Below are 14,446 nucleotides of genomic sequence, written 5' to 3' on the forward strand. Positions count from 1 at the left end.
TCCCCGGTCCGGCCACGCGGAGCGTACGGATGCGGCGCGCGTCGCCGGCCGTCCCCTACCAGGCCCGGTGGGACGTACTCGCCCGGCGGCAAGACCGACGGACGACCTGGCCCCGTGCTGCCGCGGCCCCGGTGGCTCACCGGACCGCTTCCTGCTCGGCGTCGGCCAGGACGGCATCGTCGCCGAGCTGAGTCGGCGGGGTGTCCCTCGGGTCCTCCCAGCAGTCCGGGACCATGGCCATGCGGGTCTCCATCGCCAGCTCTTGGAGGGCGTGCGGATGGATCGACGTCGTCGGGATCGACCGGTGTCCGAGTCTGCGGCGCACTCAGTCCAGCGGGTCGCCGAAGTCTGGGTGCAGTGCTCGCGCTGCTCGGGGTTGAGCCGGGCGAGCAGAGCGATCTGGGCTCGCTGGAGCTGTTCGAGGGTGACCACCGCGAACGAATGCCTTGTGCCCGCAGAGGCGGTTGCGGGTGAGCCCGTGTGGTGATCGAGCAGGCGTGTTGTTGCGGACCGCCTTGGCTCCGCAGGCAGCCGGAGGTGTCGCGTTTCGAGACCGTCGATGTGATGTGGATCACTCTCCGGTCGCTTCGGGTCGGGCGTGCGCGATCGTGATCGGAATGGACCCTCGTTTCGTTGGCATCGCTGAGCTGGTCGAGGCCCCGTCCGTGGCGGTCGTGGTCGACGTCATGCGTGCTTTCACCGTGGCTGCCTGGGCTTTTGCCCAGGGGGCGGAAAAGATTGTTCTTGCCGAGTCGCTGGACGACGCTCTGGCGCTCAAGGCTCGCCACCCGGATCGGGTGGCGCTCAAAGACGGGCCGCCCGCGCCTGGTTTCGACATGGTCAACTCGCCGGGCCTGCTGCGCTCTGTTGACCTTGGTGGACGGACCGTTGTGCAGAAGACCACAGCAGGGACGGTCGGCGCCCTTGCGGTCAAGGAGGCGTCGCTGGTGCTGTGCGCCGGCTTCGTGGTGGCGGAGGCAACGGCTCGGCTCTTGCGGACACGCAAGAGTGACAGTGTCACGTTCGTGGTCACTGGCGACGACGGACAGGCCGAGGAAGATCTGGCTTGCGCTCAGTACATCGCCCGGAAAGTCACCGAGGCTGGGACGGATGCTGCTGGGTTCCTTCGCCGCGCCGCCGAGTCGCGCGCCGCCGCCGAGCTGGCGGAGGGAGTGCGTCAAGGAGTTCATCCTGATGACGTTGCACTCTGTCTTGAACTCGACCGGTTTCCCTTTGCCATGGTGGCGGCCTTGGAAGACTCGCTCATGGTCCTGCGTCCGTGCGCCGTGCCTTCGCCGGCCGGCGACGCCTCGATCTGATGGGCGAGAGCCGCCATCCGGTCGGGTATGCGGCATCAGCCGCATGTCCCGATGGCGGACCTGCTCCGCGTCTTTGGCCTCGTCGATGACACCTACCGCCGTCGGATGAACCGGCAGCTGACCGTGCAGGAGTCCCGGCACAAGCCGACGCGCGACGTGTGCCACGGCAAGCGCGCCACCATCCACCAGGCGTACCGGGACGGGACGGAGGGCCAGGTCGGCTCGCTCGGGCTGGTCCCCAACGCCGTGGTGCTCTGGACCACGCGGTGCATCGACGCCACGTCGCCCAGCTGCGTGCGGAGGGGCATGAGCGAAGTGGGCGTCCCGGTCGGTTTCCGCAGCTGCAGCCGGCCGCGGACTTTGCTTCGGCGGCTGTCGCCGAAGCCGGTGGCCTACTCGTGATCAGTGCAGAGGTGGGCAGTGAGGGCCGCGCAGGCCCACTCCTGCCAGGCCTCGGGGGACCAGCCCCGGTCGCGGACGAAGATCAGGTACAGCTCCGGGCTGAGCAGCCCGTACAGCAGGTCGGCGGCGCGGGCGGTATCGACGTCGGGACGGGCGTCGGGCTTGGAAGTCAGCGCTTTCGCTGCGGCGTACTGGACGGTGTAGCGCGGGTCGGGGCCGGCGGGCCACTGCGCGGCGATCTCCGGGTCCGTGGCCGCCGCAGCCGCGATCAGCGGCATGATCGGGGCGACACGGCCGAGGATGTCGCGTACGCCCCGCACATGCGCGCGCAGTTGCCCGGCCGCCGTGGGCTCGGCGCACGCGGCGTGGAACCAGTCGCGGTCCATCGTGGCGACCGGTTCGGCGTCGCCCGCGATGGACGTGTCGACGACGTCCTTGAACAGCGCGCGCTTGTTGCGGAACACGAAGTACACGGTCTGAACAGCCACGCCCGCGCGATCCGCAACCTCCTGAAGGCTTGTCGCGCCGTACCCCTGCGCGACGAACAGGTCCCGCGCCGCGGAGATGATCTTCTCGCGGGTGCGTCGCGAGCGCTCGGCCCGCTTGTCGGGGCGTTTGCCGTTCTGTCCGTCGGATCCCTTGACCGCATTCATGTCGGGAGTCTATCTCTAGAGTTAGTCACTAGAGAGAGACTCTAGATTCTTGGAGGGGTAGCGATGAGTGAGACTCGGACGGCTGCGGAGCTCGACCAGGAAGCGGCTGTGCGCCGCGCGTTGGAGGACTTCTACCGGGACGGCAAGCCGCCGTGGGACAGCGGCATCACGCCGCCCGAGCTCGTGGCTCTGGTGGAGGGGCCCGGCGCGCTGATGCCGGGCCAGGCCCTCGAACTCGGCTGCGGCACCGGGACCAACGCGGTGTACCTGGCTCGGCACGGCTGGCGGGTGGCGGCCGTCGACCTGGTCGACCGCGCGGTCCGCCAGGCGAGGGAGAAGGCCGCCGCGGCCGGAGCGGACGTCACGGTGCTGTGCGGGGACGCCACCCGACTCGACGAGGTGGGCGTGCCCGGCCCGTACGACCTGTTCTTCGACCTGAGTTGCTACTGCGGGATTCCACCGCACCGCCGCGACGCCTACGCGGCCGGCCTCACGAAGCGTGCCGCCCCCGGCGCACGACTGCTGATGTTCGGGTACGGGCCCGGGGCGTTCGACGACTCGTGGTCCGGCGTCACCGCCGACGAACTCAGCGCCAGGTTCGCCGGGTGGCAGCTGGCCGACGTGACGCCCGGCACCAACCCGGTCCCGACGTTCTGGTTCACGCTGCGTCGCGCCGCCGCCACGGCGTGAGCTCAGTCGCACCGGGCAGAGCGCGCGGCGGGTACCGATGGGAGCCGGTACCGGCCTGAGTGCCTTGCGCTTGTGCAGCGGTCTCGCGTCGGCCGGGCGTTGCGGGTGGTTGGCGACGGGTGCGAGCAGGGATGCCGGAGACCCGCACGGATCGTGCACAACGAGACCCACCAGGCCCGTACGGGCACTTTCTGTGGACGGTACGCGGATCCTGCTGTCACTCTGGGTGCCGTCGGGGTGTGGCGGCCACACAGTAACGACGTGGTGTGCGATTGGGGCTGTTGCTGCGTGGCGGAGGATGGTGCCCGTGCGCGCTCTTTTCGACAGCCCCGAGCCCCGTCGCGTCTCACCAGGCGAGTACCCCATGTGGGACCGGGCTCTCACCCTCCTCAACCGGGACCTGGCGGTGACCCTTCCCGAGCAGGAACCCCTGCAACTGCTGGCCCTTCCGCCCTACGATGCGGACGAGCCCGAGAACGTCTACGTCGCTCTGGCCAACGGCGAGTGGCACGGCAATTGCCTGTACCCGCACTCGGTGGACGACCCTGCCGCTGCGTTGGCGATCGTCGCCGATGCCGCGCAGGAGACCGTCACCGAGCGTCTGTGGCAGGCGTGGCCCCTGTGCGCCGAGCATGGCCTGGGCATGCATCCGCGGGATGCGGACGGGCAGCTGTCCTGGTGGTGCGCGGGAGAGCGGTTGCGTCGCGGCCCGGCCCATGTCCGTGCGGCCGTGGGCGCGCTCGACACCTTCGTCCGCCCACGTCGCCCCAATCGCAAGAGGCGGCGGGCGAGTTGATGCCCCCTGCCCCACGGTCGTCGAACGCGGCCGACGTGAGGAGGGCCGTGCGGATTGGGTGTTGTCGTGACGCGATACCGTGGCCGCACGGCCTTGTCCCATCGTGTCTTCACTCGCCTTCGACACCGTCGACCCGGCGCGCAGATCGGCGAGTTGGCTCAGGTGTGGCCCGCCGCCGAGGAAGGACGACCGTACGACCGTCGAGGTCATGACCGTCTGCGCGCGGCCGGGGCGGGACCGAGCCGCCAGTTGGTGTTCACGGACCGGGTCATCGCCACGTTGGTCGTCCTGCGGTTCCAGCTCCCGCACGCGCGGTTCCCTGATGCCTGTGCAAGCGGTGGAGAGCGGGCCGCCGCGGGGTGCGATCCTGCGTTCACGGCAATCCGGTTGCTCACCCTTCTGGCTGCTGCCAGGCTCGCCCCATGCCGACCTTCCTCACCCCCGACGGACTCCGCCTGGCCTACCACGAGTCGGGGGACGGCCGGCCCCTGATCTGCCTGCCCGGCGGCCCCATGCAGTCCGCCGCCTACCTGGGCGACCTCGGCGGACTCGCCGCCCACCGCGCTCTGATCGGCCTGGACCTCAGGGGCACCGGCGAGTCGGCAGCCCCGCAGGACACCGCGTCGTACCGCTGCGACCGCCAGGTCGGCGACGTCGAGGCCCTGCGCGAGCACCTCGGGCTCGACCGGATCGACCTGCTCGCGCACTCCGGCGCGGCCAACCTGGCGATTCTGTACGCCGCCCGGCACCCGGACCGCGTCAGCCGCCTCCTGCTGATCACGCCGAGCGTGTACGCGGTCGGCCTCGGGATCACCGCCGAGGATCGTCTCGCGACCGCCCGCCTGCGCCACGGCGAGCCCTGGTTCGCCCCCGCCTACGCGGCGCTGGAGGCGGTCACCGCCGGCCGGGGCACCGCCGACTCCTGGCAGGCCGTCGCCCCCTTCTTCCATGGACGTTGGGACGAGGAGGCCCGGGCCTTCGACGCCGCGGGCGAGAAGCAAAAGAACCACGAGGCGGCGGCCGTGTACACCGCCGAGGGAGCCTTCGCTCCGACCGCCACCCGCCAGATCCTGGCCGCCTTCCCGTCCCCGGTTCTGCTCCTCGCCGGAGAGGCGGACGTGTCGGGTCCGCCGTGCGTGATGCGGGAGTTCGCGGAACTGTTCCCGAAGACCGAGCTCGTCGTCCAGCCGGGGGCGGGCCACTTTCCGTGGCGGGACGACCCCGAGCGGTTCGTGACGACGGTGAAGGGGTTCATGGACGGTGGGTTGCCCGCCTGAGGCGGGTATCGCGGGTGGGCAGGCCGGTCGTTCACGCGATCGAGTGATCCTCCGGCGGACGGGCACGCGCGAAATCGGCAGGCCGTTGTGCGGGTGACGGGATCTTCCCGCTTGTGAGGACCACGGGGGTACACATGAGCCTGCATTTCCAGCGCAACGCCGACGGCACGATCACCGGCCGCAACACCGAGACCTGCTTCACGGTCACCTTGGCCGACGAAGAGGAGGTGCAGCGGCTGGTCCACGAGGACGCGGGCTGGGAGTACGCTCCGCCGCCCACTCCGCCGCCTCCGGGGTTCCACCGGTTCGCCCTGGTGCACGACGAGTTCGGTGACGGCGGTTTCGGGGACGAGCGGTACGAGCGCCTGCGCGCACGTCCGCCCAGCGGCTGCGAACCGGTCGACTGGGGATGCTTCACCCTGAAGTGCGAGCGACCGGGGGCCTCTCTCCTGGGCGCGGTGTCCGACACCGTCGCGGAGATCCGCCGTGAGCACGGGCTGGTGATGAACAGTCTCGGCGTGGAGAAACCCGACGAGTGGTTCGGGGACGACAGAAACGGCTACGGGGCGCAGATCGTGGCGCATCTGATGCTCATGGCGGCCCATCGCGCCGCACTTCTCGGTTACGGGCGGAAGGACCTGGTGCGGCTGCTCGGTGCGACGGGGGTCGAGTAGGCGGGGGAGCGGAGGTGGCCGCGTATGAGGAGCGGCATGGACAGGGACGGCGTCGGCGGGGGCGACGGGGAGCCCCACCAGGGCACGCAGGCACAGGGAGTCGAGGAGGACGGGGAGCACGAGGAGGACGGGGAGCACGAGGAGGACGGGGAGTACGAGGAGGAGGTGCACACGGCTGAGGCGTACGGCGGGGGCGGTGGGAACGGTGGGGAGCCGGATCGGGAGCCCGACCCGTCGGACTCGCTGCGGACCTGGGGCGCGGTCCAGCAGGCTCTGCGGGAGCACGCGGGGATCAGCAGGGCGGAGTTCGCGGACCTGGTCCGCCTCTCCCCGCACACTGTGGCGTCGGTGGAGCTGGGGCGGCGCATGCCCGACGTGAAGTTCGTGGAGCGGGCGGACGAAGTGCTGGGCAACACGGGCGCGTTGCGCAAGTCGTCGCAGTACGTGACGCGCGGACGCGGCGACGTGGGGCTCGCGGCGTGGTTCCGGCGCTGGGCGGGACTGGAGCGGACCGCGTTGAGTCTGTGCACGTACGAATGTCGGCTGGTGCCGGGTCTGTTGCAGTCGGAGGGCTACGCGCGGGCGGTGTTCGAGGGGACGGTGCCGTTGACGCCGGACAGCCAGCTGCAGAGCTTCATGGACCGGCGCATGGAGCGACAGCGGATGCTGAGGTGAGCCTCCTCCATCAGCGCTATGACACACAGCGCTCGCAGGCCCTGAATGCCAAGGACTCGCGGGGTCTGTTGGAGCGACTCCGAGGAGGACTATGAACGCGAACGCGACCGAACCGGCCTGGTTCAAGTCCAGCTACAGCGGCAGTCAGGGCGACAGCTGCGTTGAGGTCGCCGTCAGCGAACTGGCCATCTGCGTACGGGATTCCAAGGATGTGACGCGTCCTCACTTCGTGGTCGGGCGTGAGGTCTGGTCTCGGTTCGTGGGGTTTGCGGCGGAGGTCTGAGGGGCGAAGATGTCGGCGGCGTCCCGGGCAGGGCGCCGCCGACATCACCGGGGGATCGACGATGACGACAGCGACACCTTCAGGCGGCACCGCGGAGCCGGAGCCGGAGCCGGAGCCGGAGCCGGAACCTGAGCCCGACCCTGAGCCGGAGCCGGAGCCGGAGCCGGAGCCGGAGCCGGAGCCGGAGCCGGAGCCGGAGCCGGAGCCGGAACCGGAACCTGAGCCGGAACCGGAGCCTGAGCCCGACCCTGAACCGCAACCCGACCCTGAACCGGGCGACGGTGAGAGCTCCGTCCAAGGAGCACAGGGGACGACCGCTTCGCCCCCGGCCGACGGGAGCAGCGGCGACGGGAGCACTGGCGGGAACGCCGGCGGGAGCGGTGACGCGAGTGCGGGTGAAGTGTCGGAGAGTAGTTGGCGGGCCGTGGTCGGCGCGTGGTTCGGGCTGGGCCCCTCCGCCTCCCGGCGCAAGTTGATGCGGACGATCGTCGTCGCGTTCGTCTTTGGGCTCGTCCTCACGGCGTCGGCCTGGGGCCTGGACTACTTCTCGGTCTGGCCCCTCGCGTCGGCGGAGCACGCGGCGCAGAAGAAGACCGACGCGGGTGAGGTGCCCTTCACTGTCTCCCTGCGGGCGGAGACGAGTGAACCCCGCGCGTGGGCCATGGTTCTCGACCGGGAGCTGTCCGCGTCGGAGGCGCGGAGATTGACGTCTCTGAAGAGCGGTTCCGCCGTCTTCTCCTATCTGACGAGCCTGGGCGGCCGTCCGCTGGCGTACACCGCCCCGCTGGAGAACGCCCCGAAGCGTAAGGAGGACCAGGAACTCGCCGATGGGCTGCAGCTCGCCGACGTCTTCAAGCTGAACATCCTGAGCGTGCGGGACAAGGCCGTGGTGATCGACGACTGGCAGGTCGTGGACCTGCACTGCTCGCCCAGCACCGGGAAGGCGGTCGTGGCGTTTCCCCCGCAGGGCGGGGCGCCGTACGAGGGAATCCGTCTGCACCTTCCGCCCCGGGCGGACGAACCGGTCCTGACGGACGACACCGAAGGCCAGGGTGAGCCCTACTTCAGCACGCGACGGATCGAAGTGGGCAACGGACAGTCCTCCGGCGCGCTGCGGGTCGAGGCGATCGCGCAGCCCGGAAAGTCGTGCACCTGGGGCGTCAAGGTCCACTACTCCGACGCCTACCAGAAGAACGAGTATGTCCAGTTGAAGGACGGCAAGGGCAGGCCGCTCGTCCTGCGCACGGAATCGGTGCCCACGAGCCCGCGGCAGAAGTGGGTCTCCGGCTCGGTCCGCTGGACGGCCTGCCACGAGAAGCCCGAGGAGCCGTTGTGCGCTCTGTAGCAGGAAGGGCACTGGCCGCCGCCGCGACGGCCGTCCTGCTTCTCGGATCCTGCACGTCGAGTTCCGGCGGAGACGAGCGCCCGACCAGCCGTGCCGGCACCCCCAACAACTCCACCCGGAACGCGGCCACGGGCACCTACACGCCCCAGGACAGTCCCTTCACCCGCAAGGACACCGTGGTCACCGCCAGTTGCGAGATGGGCGCACGCTACGCCGCGGTCGCGGTCCGCGCCTGGCGGCCGGGGACGTGGAAGCTCCTGGCAGAGCGGTACTTCGCCGTCCCGGGTCAGGCGGCGTTCACCAACTATCCCGGCGTGGTCGCCGTGCACAGCCCCCTCGTGGACCTCTGCAGGCAGGATTCGGACACCGACTCCGCATACGCCGTGGACGACGCGGAGTTCCAGGTTCCGCGGATCCGCGCCCTCTTCGATCAGGGCTTTACGCGCATGGCCGTGGTGCTCCGGAAGCCGGGCAGCGACTCCACCCAGGCCGGCTTCGTGGCGAGCGACGACTCCCAGGACGAGCTCGATCGGCGGAGCGCCGCGGCGAACCGTGACGAGCAGAACGCAGCGCTGTCGCCCGACGGCAAAACCGTCTGGTTCACCTACACGAACGCCGCCGGAAAGAAGAGGATCGGCTCCCGGGCCGCCGAGGGCGACCAGCGCGTCAAGGACGAGGGGCCGGCCTCCGGGCACGACCTCCCCCTGAGCGTCACAGGGCAGCCGCCGCACGCCGTGCAGGCGAACATGGTCCGGGTGTCCCCGGACGGCCGACGGCTCACCGCCACCGCACCGCGCGTCTTCGGGACCGTCTTCGACACCCCCGACGGGTCGTCCGCGCTCACCGCCACGTCCGCGCGCAACGCGCGTCTGCTCAGCGACTGCGTGGGGGTGGTCGGATGGGCGAGCGACTCGCGGGTGCTGTGCCGAACGTCGTCGGGAGCATTCCAGGTGAGGGATGCCGGTTCCGGGAGGGCGGAGGGCGACTCGATCAGCGTGGTCTCCCCGCAGGACGGAGCCGTCGCCGAGGGCATGCTGGTCTCGCCCGACGGCGGCGAGTTCATCGTCACCGTCCACGTCCCCAACGACCCCTACGGGGCGGCGGACTTCACGCCCGATTTCCGCGTCGTGCCCATGGCGTCCGGGGGGAAGGCCGTGCCGGTCTCGCAGGATCTCCTGGGTCTCGGCACGGTCTTCCTCGCGTGGCTGTGAGCCGCACCGACGTCCGCACCGACGTCCGCACCGACGTCCGCACCGACGCCCGGGCCGACGTCCGGGCCGACGTCCGGGCCGACGTCCGCGTCCGCGTCAGCAGTCCCGCAGTTCCGCCGACTGGTTCAGTACCTGCGCCCGCGTGGAGGTGAACCGCGCATACGTCTCCCCGTTCGGAGCCCCCGTGCGGAACGCCGCCACCCGGTGGCAGTTCTGGAAGGCCAGGGTGATGTCGAAGTGGCGTTCCAGGCTGGCGCGGATGGCGTCGCTGGCCATGGCGCGCAGGAGCTGCCCGCGCTCCTGCTCGGACGCGGGTGGCGTCTGGTTGTCGGTGAACTCGCCGATTCCGGAGTGCAGTTGGGTGGCAAGGGAGTCGACGAGGTCGTAGGCGTAGGGGAGAGACGTGCGGACCGTGTCCACGAAGTCCTTCTCGCGGATGTCGCCGGCTTCGGCCTCGGCGAGGAGCTTCGGGGAGACGTCGAGAGACATGGGTATGGGGTCCTGTTCTTGTGGAGGGGGAGAGAAGGGGAAACGGACGGCGGGGCGGGTGAGGTTCGCTCCGCTCAGGTCAGGGACGCCGGACCAGGGACGAACTCCGGGTCCACCTGCGCCGCCAGGTCCTGGCCCGTTGCCTGGTTCGCCCACGACCGGGCGTTGCGCAGGTGGAAGTGGACGGCGTGGCGGTGGAGGGTCGGCCAGTCCTTCGTGCGGGCGTCGACCGTCTCGCGCAGGACGTTGAGGGCGTGGCGGTTGGCGTCCTCCAACTCGCCCCGAGGGCTTCCCCGTTCGGCCGATCGGACCCAGGGGGAGAGGGCGAGGTGGGTGAGGAGGTCGTCGCCCACTTCCTCCTTCAGGAAGAGCAGATCGTCCTCGCCGGTCACCTTGTTGCCGACCACGGCGAGAGGGATGTCGAACTCGCGGGCGTGGTCGCGGTACTGGCGGTAGACGGAGACGCCCTTGCGGGTGGGTTCGGCCACCAGGAACGTCATGTCGAAGCGGGTGAACAGGCCGGAGGCGAAGGCGTCGGCGCCGGCCGTCATGTCCATCACCAGGTACTCACCGGGGCCGTCCACCAGGTGGCTCAGGTAGAGCTCCACCGCGCCCAGCTTGGAGTGGTAGCAGGCCACGCCCAGGTCGCTCTCGTCGAACTCACCCGTCACCATCAGCGGCACACCGCCCACCCGCTGGACGTGGCGCGTGTGCAGCTCGTCGTCGCCCAGCAGGCGCAGCAGCCGGGAGCCGCGGCCGGGCGGGGTCGTCTTGACCATCGCGTCACGGGAGGGGATCCGCGGGTTGGTGCCGCGCAGCAGGTCCTTGATCTCGCCCAGGTGCGCGGCGAGGGGCGGGGCCGTGAACGGCCGTGTCCCGGCCATGGGATCGGCGGTGGAGCCGGCGGTGGGGTCCAGGGCCTCGGCCAGGTGCTGGTTGATGTCGCCGTCGACGGCGAGCACGGGCGCGCCGGCCCGCGCCAACTGGCGGCAGAACAGCGCCGACAGGGTGGTCTTGCCGCTGCCGCCCTTGCCGACGAACGCGACGCGCACCTACCGGCCCGCCTTTTTGAAAATGAATGTCATGTGGCTAGGTTTAGGGGAGGTCATGATCGCTGTCAAGTCGGAGGGCGCCGTCTGCAGTGATCACGCGGATCAGGGCCACTGCTCCCGCAGGGGTGAACGCGGGAGCGGCGGTCGACGTATCAGTCGGGCGTGGGAGGATCCCTCACCATGAGTGCGTCCCCGGCGGTCCGAAGTCTGCGCGCCGCGGTGTTCGCCGCGGTGTGTGTGCTGTTGGCCGCCGCCGGGCACGGACTCGCCACGGGTGACACGCCGCCGCCGTGGGCGGACGGCGCCGGATTCCTGGCCGTGTTCGCCGCCGGGTGGCTGCTCGGCGCCCGGGAGCGCGCGCTGCCCGGGATCGGCGCGGCCATGCTCGCCACCCAGGCGGGGCTGCACGTCGCCTTCGACGCGGCCCGCTGCCGTACGACGGCGCAGACCATGGCCGCGATGTCCATGACGTCCGCGCACGGCATGCACCCGCACGCCCACACCGCCACGGCCATGACCCCGCACGCCACGGCGGCCCATGTCCTCGCCGCGCTCGCCGCCTCCTGGTGGCTGCGGCGCGGGGAGGCCGCCCTGTGGTCGCTGCTGCGCTGGGCGGTCGCGTTCCTGCCGGGCCTCGCGGCATGGTGGCGGGACACACCCGTCCCGTTGCCCGTGGCGTCCCTCCGCCCCGTCGCCCCGGCTCCGGTCCCGCCCCGGCAGTTGCTGTTGCGGTACACCGTGAGCCGCCGCGGACCGCCCACCCCGATCCCGTACGCGATCTGAACCCGGGCCGGAACCGCACCAGTTCCGGCCGGACCCACACCTTCAGGTACGGAGATCACCCACCCATGTCCACGACACGCCTCGCCCTGCGCCGCGCCGGAATCGGCACCGTGCTCGCCGCCGCCGCGGTTCTCACCGCCGCCGGCGTCGCCTCCGCGCACGTCACCGTCCACCCCGAGAGCTATGCCAAGGGCGCCACCGACGGCGTCCTGAGCTTCCGGGTCCCCAACGAGGAGGACACCGCGAGCACCACCAAGGTCCAGGTCTTCCTGCCCACCGACCACCCCGTGCTCGGTGTGCTGGTCCACCCGCAGGACGGCTGGACCGCGAAGGTGACCACCACCAAGCTCAAGACGCCGGTCAAGACCGACGACGGCACCATCACCGACGCCGTCTCCGAGATCACCTGGACGGGAGGGAAGATCGGCGCCGGGCAGTACGAGGACTTCGACGTCGCCTTCGGCCAGCTCCCCGACGGCGCCGACCAGTTGGCCTTCAAGACCCTGCAGACCTACTCCGACGGCAGGACCGTCCGCTGGATCGAGGAGGCCGCGGCGGGCGCGGACGAGCCGGAGAACCCGGCGCCGGTGCTGAAGCTGACAGCGGCGGCGGACGACACCACCTCCGCCGCCGCCTCCGGGAGCGGCTCGGACAGCACGGCCGACACCAAGAGCACGGCACAGGCCTCCGCCGACGCCAGTGACTCCACCGCCCGCGGCCTGGGCGTCGCCGGGCTGGTCGTCGGGGTGCTGGGTCTCGCGGCGGCCGTGTTCGCCGTCGTACGGACGCGGTCGACACGGTCGTAGCATCCACGCAGGCGTAGGGCCCCGGACCGTGTGCACGATCCGGGGCCCTACGCCTGCGTGGATGTCCCTACACGAGCTCCAGCATCTTCTCCGCCGGAGCCTGCGCCGTGAGGCGCGAGGTCCGCCACAGCCACAGCACGTCCCGGCCGAAGGACCACACCAGCGAGCCCAGCGCCAGCAGCACGACGGCGAAGTTGGCCGCGTACGGCAGCAGGTTCGCGCCCGCCAGCAGCAGGAGGACGCCCTGGAGGGCGGCGACCGTCTTGCGGGCGGTGCTCGGCGGGAGCGGGGCGTTGAGCCAGGGGGCGACCCGGGCCGCGGCGACGAAGACGTAGCGCATGCCGCCGATGAGAAGGACCCACGGGCCCAGCGCCATCGAGACGTACACGCTGAGCACCAGGATCAGGAACGCGTCGACCTCCATGTCGAAGCGCGCGCCCAGCGCCGTCGAGGTGCCGGTGCGCCGGGCGACCTTGCCGTCGACGCCGTCGAGGATCAGGGCCACGGCCGTCAGGCCGACCAGCAGCGTCACCGGCGGCGCGCTCTCGAAGGAGTCCGCGACCAGCGCGGTCACTCCGCCGACCAGCGTCGCCCGGCCGAGCGTGACCCGGTTGGCCGGGCCGAACGTGCGCAGACTGGAGCGGTGCAGCGCCCGGGAGAGCACCGCCCAGGTGGCGATGGCGAAGACGAGACCGGTCACCCAGCCCGCCGGCCCCATGCCGATCGCCGTGCCGAGCAGAGCCAGCAACAGGATCTGAACGCCCGCTCCCACAGCGGTCTCCTGCTGGACCAGCCTTGCGTCGTAAGTGTTGTTCAGGGCCACCGCACATTCCTCCGGCCAGATGACAGAGATGATCAGTGCCGCGTACTGTGCGCGGACTGTGCACACCTCGGTACGTGAACAGGTTCCCGATCGTTCAGGAGGATGTGGATGTCGATCACCGCACGTGCGTTCTGGGTCACCTCTCCGGGTGAGGGAGAGATCCGCGAAATCGTCGTTCCGGCCCCGGCCGAGGGCGAGGTTCTGGTGCGTTCGCTGTGGTCCGGCGTCAGTCGCGGCACGGAGACCCTCGTCTTCCGCGGCGGGGTGCCGAAGAGCCAGCACGCCGTCATGCGGGCGCCGTTCCAGGAGGGCGACTTCCCGGCGCCGGTGAAGTACGGCTACCTCAACGTCGGCCTGGTGGAGGAGGGGCCGGCGGAGCTGGTCGGGCGTACGGTCTTCTGCCTCTACCCGCACCAGACGCGGTACGTCGTCCCGGCTACGGCGGTGACGGTCGTACCGGACTTTGTGCCCGCCGAAAGGGCCGTGCTCGCCGGTACCGTCGAGACGGCCGTCAACGCCCTGTGGGACGCGGCGCCACTGGTCGGCGACCGGATCGCGGTGGTCGGCGGCGGCATGGTCGGCTGCTCGGTGGCCGCGCTGCTGGCCCGCTTCCCGGGCGTCCGCGTGCAGTTGGTGGACGCCGACCCGGCGCGGGCGAAGGTCGCCGAGGCCCTGGGCGTCGACTTCGCCGCCCCCGAGGACGCCCAGGGCGGCCTCGACCTCGTCGTGCACGCCAGCGCCACCGAACAGGGCCTCGCCCGTTCCCTGGAGCTGCTGTCGGCCGAGGGCACGGTCCTCGAACTGAGCTGGTACGGCGACCGGAAGGTCTCCCTGCCGCTCGGCGAGGACTTCCACTCCCGGCGGCTGGTCATCCGCAGCAGCCAGGTCGGCACCGTCTCTGCGGCCCGCCGCTCCAGCCGTACGTACGCCGATCGGCTCGCCCTCGCCCTGGAGCTGCTGGCCGACCCGGCGCTCGACGCGCTCGTCACGGGGGACAGCGCTTTCGAGGAGCTGCCCGAGGTGATGCCGAAGCTCGCGTCGGGTGAGGTTCCGGCACTGTGTCACCGCGTCGGGTACGGGCAAGAGCGCCTGACCTGAGAAAAGAGTGAGATCAGGCTGAACAGGGGGAAGCAGGGAGCCGTACTACACGGCATCCCCCGGCGGCCAA

The 14,446-nt window shown here is 70.9% G+C and carries 17 protein-coding genes and 2 pseudogenes; 13 read left to right on the plus strand and 6 right to left on the minus strand.

The features are described 5' to 3' along the window. Positions 1-136: 136 nt before the first annotated feature. Positions 137-325 (minus strand): hypothetical protein, encoded by a 189-nt coding sequence (locus OG289_RS41435; RefSeq protein WP_327319145.1) that lies wholly within the window; start codon positions 323-325, stop codon positions 137-139. A 292-nt stretch (positions 326-617) separates the two neighbouring features. On the opposite strand from OG289_RS41435, the gene OG289_RS41440 reads away from it, so the two are divergent. Beyond that, entirely contained in the window at positions 618-1,319 is a 702-nt protein-coding gene (locus OG289_RS41440; protein WP_327319146.1) for a 2-phosphosulfolactate phosphatase, read from the plus strand. Positions 1,320-1,379: 60 nt separating this feature from the next. Beyond that, a pseudogene (locus OG289_RS41445) lies at positions 1,380-1,630 on the plus strand (Tn3 family transposase); the annotation flags it as partial. An 81-nt stretch (positions 1,631-1,711) separates the two neighbouring features. Here the strand turns inward: OG289_RS41445 and OG289_RS41450 are convergent. Beyond that, positions 1,712-2,374 carry a TetR/AcrR family transcriptional regulator gene (locus OG289_RS41450; RefSeq protein ID WP_327319148.1) on the minus strand — a complete coding sequence of 221 codons (663 nt, stop codon included), beginning with the start codon at positions 2,372-2,374 and terminating at the stop codon, positions 1,712-1,714. Between the two features lie 63 nt (positions 2,375-2,437). Here OG289_RS41450 and OG289_RS41455 point away from each other — a divergent pair, with 63 nt between their 5' ends. From OG289_RS41455 to OG289_RS41480, 6 genes and pseudogenes are all read left to right on the plus strand, one after another. Further along, positions 2,438-3,064 carry a class I SAM-dependent methyltransferase gene (locus tag OG289_RS41455; RefSeq protein WP_327319149.1) on the plus strand — a complete coding sequence of 209 codons (627 nt, stop codon included), beginning with the start codon at positions 2,438-2,440 and terminating at the stop codon, positions 3,062-3,064. A 307-nt stretch (positions 3,065-3,371) separates the two neighbouring features. Further along, positions 3,372-3,860 carry a hypothetical protein gene (locus tag OG289_RS41460; protein ID WP_327319150.1) on the plus strand — a complete coding sequence of 163 codons (489 nt, stop codon included), beginning with the start codon at positions 3,372-3,374 and terminating at the stop codon, positions 3,858-3,860. A gap of 422 nt (positions 3,861-4,282) precedes the next feature. Next, positions 4,283-5,137, plus strand: a complete 855-nt coding sequence (locus OG289_RS41465; protein ID WP_327319151.1) for an alpha/beta fold hydrolase — start codon at positions 4,283-4,285, stop codon at positions 5,135-5,137. A gap of 134 nt (positions 5,138-5,271) precedes the next feature. Continuing rightward, entirely contained in the window at positions 5,272-5,811 is a 540-nt protein-coding gene (locus tag OG289_RS41470; protein ID WP_327319152.1) for a hypothetical protein, read from the plus strand. A 165-nt stretch (positions 5,812-5,976) separates the two neighbouring features. Beyond that, positions 5,977-6,483: pseudogene (locus OG289_RS41475) on the plus strand (Scr1 family TA system antitoxin-like transcriptional regulator); the annotation flags it as partial. A gap of 94 nt (positions 6,484-6,577) precedes the next feature. Next, positions 6,578-6,769: a DUF397 domain-containing protein gene (locus OG289_RS41480; RefSeq protein ID WP_327319153.1), complete on the plus strand. Its 192-nt coding sequence runs from the start codon at positions 6,578-6,580 to the stop codon at positions 6,767-6,769. A gap of 79 nt (positions 6,770-6,848) precedes the next feature. On the opposite strand, the gene OG289_RS41485 is transcribed toward OG289_RS41480, so the two are convergent. Next, positions 6,849-7,067 (minus strand): hypothetical protein, encoded by a 219-nt coding sequence (locus OG289_RS41485; RefSeq protein ID WP_327319154.1) that lies wholly within the window; start codon positions 7,065-7,067, stop codon positions 6,849-6,851. Between the two features lie 102 nt (positions 7,068-7,169). On the opposite strand from OG289_RS41485, the gene OG289_RS41490 reads away from it, so the two are divergent. Beyond that, positions 7,170-8,114 (plus strand): hypothetical protein, encoded by a 945-nt coding sequence (locus tag OG289_RS41490; protein ID WP_327319155.1) that lies wholly within the window; start codon positions 7,170-7,172, stop codon positions 8,112-8,114. Further along, complete coding sequence (locus tag OG289_RS41495; RefSeq protein WP_327319156.1) at positions 8,102-9,325, plus strand: hypothetical protein; 1,224 nt, start codon at positions 8,102-8,104, stop codon at positions 9,323-9,325. The genes OG289_RS41490 and OG289_RS41495 overlap by 13 nt, the downstream gene beginning before the upstream one ends. 96 nt (positions 9,326-9,421) lie before the next feature. Here the strand turns inward: OG289_RS41495 and OG289_RS41500 are convergent, their stop codons facing one another. Together OG289_RS41500 and OG289_RS41505 are read right to left on the minus strand one after the other, a co-directional pair. Further along, positions 9,422-9,814 carry an SCO5389 family protein gene (locus OG289_RS41500; RefSeq protein WP_327319157.1) on the minus strand — a complete coding sequence of 131 codons (393 nt, stop codon included), beginning with the start codon at positions 9,812-9,814 and terminating at the stop codon, positions 9,422-9,424. Positions 9,815-9,888: 74 nt separating this feature from the next. After that, positions 9,889-10,866 carry an ATP-binding protein gene (locus tag OG289_RS41505; protein WP_327319158.1) on the minus strand — a complete coding sequence of 326 codons (978 nt, stop codon included), beginning with the start codon at positions 10,864-10,866 and terminating at the stop codon, positions 9,889-9,891. Positions 10,867-11,046: 180 nt separating this feature from the next. Between OG289_RS41505 and OG289_RS41510 the strand changes: the two genes are divergently transcribed. Beyond that, positions 11,047-11,649: a hypothetical protein gene (locus OG289_RS41510; RefSeq protein ID WP_327319159.1), complete on the plus strand. Its 603-nt coding sequence runs from the start codon at positions 11,047-11,049 to the stop codon at positions 11,647-11,649. Positions 11,650-11,714: 65 nt separating this feature from the next. Beyond that, entirely contained in the window at positions 11,715-12,455 is a 741-nt protein-coding gene (locus OG289_RS41515) for a YcnI family protein (RefSeq protein WP_327319160.1), read from the plus strand. 67 nt (positions 12,456-12,522) lie between these two features. Here the strand turns inward: OG289_RS41515 and OG289_RS41520 are convergent, their stop codons facing one another. Further along, a complete protein-coding gene (locus tag OG289_RS41520) occupies positions 12,523-13,278 on the minus strand; it encodes a CDP-alcohol phosphatidyltransferase family protein (protein WP_327319161.1) in 756 nt (251 codons plus the stop codon). Positions 13,279-13,386: 108 nt separating this feature from the next. Between OG289_RS41520 and OG289_RS41525 the strand changes: the two genes are divergently transcribed. Beyond that, positions 13,387-14,376, plus strand: coding sequence for a zinc-dependent alcohol dehydrogenase (locus tag OG289_RS41525; protein WP_327319162.1), 990 nt, complete (start codon positions 13,387-13,389; stop codon positions 14,374-14,376). Positions 14,377-14,446: the final 70 nt, after the last annotated feature.

This window comes from Streptomyces sp. NBC_01235, assembly GCF_035989285.1.
Lineage (GTDB): Bacteria > Actinomycetota > Actinomycetes > Streptomycetales > Streptomycetaceae > Streptomyces.

What these genes read in the sequence shown, in the direction of transcription:
- OG289_RS41440 (WP_327319146.1), top strand. Translation starts at nt 618, where the DNA reads ATGGACCCTCGTTTCGTTGGCATCGCTGAGCTGGTCGAGGCCCCGTCC.
- OG289_RS41450 (WP_327319148.1), bottom strand. Translation starts at nt 2,374, where the DNA reads ATGAATGCGGTCAAGGGATCCGACGGACAGAACGGCAAACGCCCCGAC.
- OG289_RS41455 (WP_327319149.1), top strand. Translation starts at nt 2,438, where the DNA reads ATGAGTGAGACTCGGACGGCTGCGGAGCTCGACCAGGAAGCGGCTGTG.
- OG289_RS41465 (WP_327319151.1), top strand. Translation starts at nt 4,283, where the DNA reads ATGCCGACCTTCCTCACCCCCGACGGACTCCGCCTGGCCTACCACGAG.
- OG289_RS41470 (WP_327319152.1), top strand. Translation starts at nt 5,272, where the DNA reads ATGAGCCTGCATTTCCAGCGCAACGCCGACGGCACGATCACCGGCCGC.
- OG289_RS41480 (WP_327319153.1), top strand. Translation starts at nt 6,578, where the DNA reads ATGAACGCGAACGCGACCGAACCGGCCTGGTTCAAGTCCAGCTACAGC.
- OG289_RS41500 (WP_327319157.1), bottom strand. Translation starts at nt 9,814, where the DNA reads ATGTCTCTCGACGTCTCCCCGAAGCTCCTCGCCGAGGCCGAAGCCGGC.
- OG289_RS41510 (WP_327319159.1), top strand. Translation starts at nt 11,047, where the DNA reads ATGAGTGCGTCCCCGGCGGTCCGAAGTCTGCGCGCCGCGGTGTTCGCC.
- OG289_RS41515 (WP_327319160.1), top strand. Translation starts at nt 11,715, where the DNA reads ATGTCCACGACACGCCTCGCCCTGCGCCGCGCCGGAATCGGCACCGTG.
- OG289_RS41525 (WP_327319162.1), top strand. Translation starts at nt 13,387, where the DNA reads ATGTCGATCACCGCACGTGCGTTCTGGGTCACCTCTCCGGGTGAGGGA.